The following is a 2,956-nucleotide window of genomic DNA, read 5'->3' on the forward strand; positions in this document are numbered from 1 at the left end:
GCAGGGCACGAGGCCCTGGGGGCGGGGTAGAATTTCGGACATGTGGACCCCTCCTCAGCTTCGTCGGAAGTGTTGGTCGTTCCTCGCCGTGGGCCTGCTCGCGCTCACGGGCTGTTCGGACTCGAGCAAGCCGGGGGATGAGCCCGGCACGGGCACGGATGGTCCCGGGGTGGTGCCGGGCACCGGCTCCGAGTGCCTGGGCGCGAAGTTCCTGACGTCGCTCGGCAAGGACAGGCTGCTGGTGGGCGCGCAGATGGAGGACGCCACCGCGAAGAGCGCGCCCTTCGACGTGCGCTACCTGTACATCGCCGCGGGCCTGTTCGATTCGAAGGACGCGTGCAACTCGTGCGCGTCCGGGTGCACGTCCAACGGTGCGTCGTGCTCCAACAGCGGCGAGGGCTGTGGGTGGTGGGGCTGCTGGCAGTACGACCAGGAGCCGCCTGGTGCCTACGTGCGCGACTTCATCAAGGCGGCCAAGGACCAGGGGCAGATCCCGTTCATCACCTACTACGAGGAGTTCCAGGCGAGCGGCTACTCCGAGGGCAAGCAGCAGCTGGCGGCGCTGAACGACGCGAGCTTCCTCCAGCGCTACCTCGCGGACTGGCGCTTCCTGCTGAAGCAGGTGGGCCAGGAGAAGGCGCTGCTGCAGATTGAACCGGACATGTGGGCCTACCTCCAGTTCTTCCCGGCGGACGGCAAGCCGCAGTCCACGGCGGTGGCGGTGAAGGCCGCGAACCCGACCGACTGTGGCACCCAGGAGAACAACGCGGCGGGCCTGGGCAAGTGCATGATCGCCATGGCGCGCAAGTACGCGCCCAACGCGAAGGTGGGCCTGCACGCCAGCGCGTGGGCGACGAAGACGGACGTGTCGGCGAACACGGATCCGTCGTTCGACGTGACGGCCGAGGCGAACAAGGTGGCGGACTTCCTGTTGCAGGTGGGCGCGGCGGACACCGACTTCGTCACGGTGGAGGCGTCCGACCGCGACGCGGGCTGGTACCAGGAGACGCAGGACAAGGCCACGTGGTGGGACCCGGAGAACAAGAAGCTGCCGCACTTCCGCCAGGCGTTCAGCTGGGCCAAAGCCATCTCCGCGCGGCTGAACAAGCCGCACCTGTGGTGGCAGCTCCCGCTGGGCAACATGAGCCTGGCCAACAACGACAAGCACTGGCGCGACAATCGCGTGGACTACTACCTCACCCACCCCGCGGAGGTGGCCGCGGCGGGCGGCGTGGGCTTCCTCTTCGGCGCCGGCAACTACGAGCAGACCACGCCGGAGACGGACGGCGGCAACCTCGTCAAGCGCGTGAAGGCGTACAAGGACGCGGGCGGGCAGGCCGCGTGCGTGCCCTGAGCCGGTGACGCGCGGTTAGGCGCGGGGCCGCGTGCGCGCGGGGGCCGGGCGATTCGTCCCGGCCTTCTTCGCAGCGGGCTTCTTCTCAGCGACCTTGGTCGCAACGGCCTTCTTCGCAACGGCCTTGGTCGCAGCGGGCTTCTTCGCAACGGCCTTGGTCGCAGCGGGCTTCTTCGCAGCAGGCTTCTTCGCAACGGCCTTCGTCCCGGCCTTCGTGGTCGCGGGCTTCGTGGTCGCGGCCTTCGTCGCGGCGGCCTTCGTCGCGGGCTTCGTGGCCGCGGCCTTCCGGGCCTGCATCTTCCGGATGTACTGGGTGGCGTCCGGCGTCTCGCACGCCGTGTCGCCATGGTCCACCTCCACCCGGCCCAGGTGCTTCGCTGTCTGGAGCGCCGCCTTCTGGAGCGCGCCGCCCGAGGAGCCCAGCGCGATGAGCGCGCTGTTCATCGCCTCGCGGACGCGGTTCTTCGCGGTCGGAAGCTCCTGCTCGATGCGCGCGAGCCACGGCGCCAGGTCTTCCGCGTCCTCTCCCGTGAGCACCGTCGTCTTCACGAGCAGGGAGGCGAGCAACTGCCAGCCCGCGCGCCCCACCCACTCGGAGGTGGAGCGCGTCCAGCCCAGGGCGCGCCGCGCATGCGGTGAGCGCAGCGCCACGTTCGTCACGAAGACGTCCGTCAGCGTGTGCCAGTCCAGCGACTTCGCCCACGTCTCCAGCTCCGCCCAGGACAGCGCGGGGGCGTCCACGACCATCGTCGCCAGCAGCCGCGCCTCGGTGTGCCCGGAGGCCCACAGCGCACGGGCGAGCGCCGGATCCGTGCCGACGCGCTTCTTCAGCGTCGTCAGCGCGCCGAAGTTCACGCCGGACAGGGGCTCCGGAGCGCCGTGGCGGAGGTAGGTCTTCCGCGTCTGCTGGGAGCCCAGCCGCTCCAGCTCCCGCATCGTCTCTTCAAGGGTCATGGCGGGCACAGTCTGGCACGCGCCGCGCGCATCAGTAGCTCAAACGAGTGACTGCCACCCCTCCCCCCACCTCTCTAACTTGGCGCTCTTGAAGGGCTGTGGCCAAGCGCCATGCGAGGGGGAAATCGATGATCAGCGCCGACTTCTTGGCAGAAGAGTCCCTCGAGGGCATGGACCGCATGGAGGGCGCGGATGCCCTCCAGGAACTGGAGGAGCTCGCGGACGCGTTCGGCGAGTTCGAAGGCTTCGAGGGGGATGGCTTCGAGGCCGACGGCTTCGAGGGTGAGGGGTTCGAGGAGCTGTTCGCCGGGGACGCCGACGCGTTCGGGGAGGATGACGGCTTCGAGGGCTTCGAGCAGGACCTGGCCAGCGGTCTGTACCTGCCGTCCGCCAGCCCACGCCTCATCTCCGGCCCCGCCGCGGTCGCGCTCGCGCGCACCCTCAACCCCTTCGTCCTGGAGTCCATGGACGCGGATGACTCCGAGGCGTTCTTCCGCCGCATCTCCCGGGGCATTCAAGGCGCCGTGCGCGGCATCGCACGGGGCGCGCGGCAGGTGGCACGCCGCGCCGCGCCCCTGCTGCGCCGCGCCGCGCCCCTGCTGCGTCGTGCGCTGCCGGTGATCCAGCGGGTCGCGGGGCTCGCGGGCC

2 protein-coding genes and 1 pseudogene are annotated in these 2,956 nt (G+C 70.1%); 2 read left to right on the forward strand and 1 reads right to left on the reverse strand.

Annotated features, from left to right (window positions below; all coding sequences use genetic code 11):
- Positions 1-40 precede the first annotated feature (40 nt).
- On the forward strand, positions 41-1,354 hold the full coding sequence (locus D7V93_RS41095; RefSeq protein ID WP_120648436.1) for a hypothetical protein: 1,314 nt from the start codon (positions 41-43) through the stop codon (positions 1,352-1,354).
- Between the two features lie 15 nt (positions 1,355-1,369).
- On the opposite strand, the gene D7V93_RS41100 is transcribed toward D7V93_RS41095, so the two are convergent.
- Entirely contained in the window at positions 1,370-2,308 is a 939-nt protein-coding gene (locus D7V93_RS41100; RefSeq protein WP_120648437.1) for a DNA alkylation repair protein, read from the reverse strand.
- A gap of 170 nt (positions 2,309-2,478) precedes the next feature.
- Between D7V93_RS41100 and D7V93_RS41105 the strand changes: the two are divergent.
- A pseudogene (locus D7V93_RS41105) lies at positions 2,479-2,956 on the forward strand (hypothetical protein); the annotation flags it as partial.

Source organism: Corallococcus llansteffanensis, from assembly GCF_003612055.1.
Classification (GTDB): domain Bacteria; phylum Myxococcota; class Myxococcia; order Myxococcales; family Myxococcaceae; genus Corallococcus; species Corallococcus llansteffanensis.

Coding starts and splice junctions, on each gene's coding strand:
- D7V93_RS41095 (WP_120648436.1), top strand. CDS start 41: ATGTGGACCCCTCCTCAGCTTCGTCGGAAGTGTTGGTCGTTCCTCGCC.
- D7V93_RS41100 (WP_120648437.1), bottom strand. CDS start 2,308: ATGACCCTTGAAGAGACGATGCGGGAGCTGGAGCGGCTGGGCTCCCAG.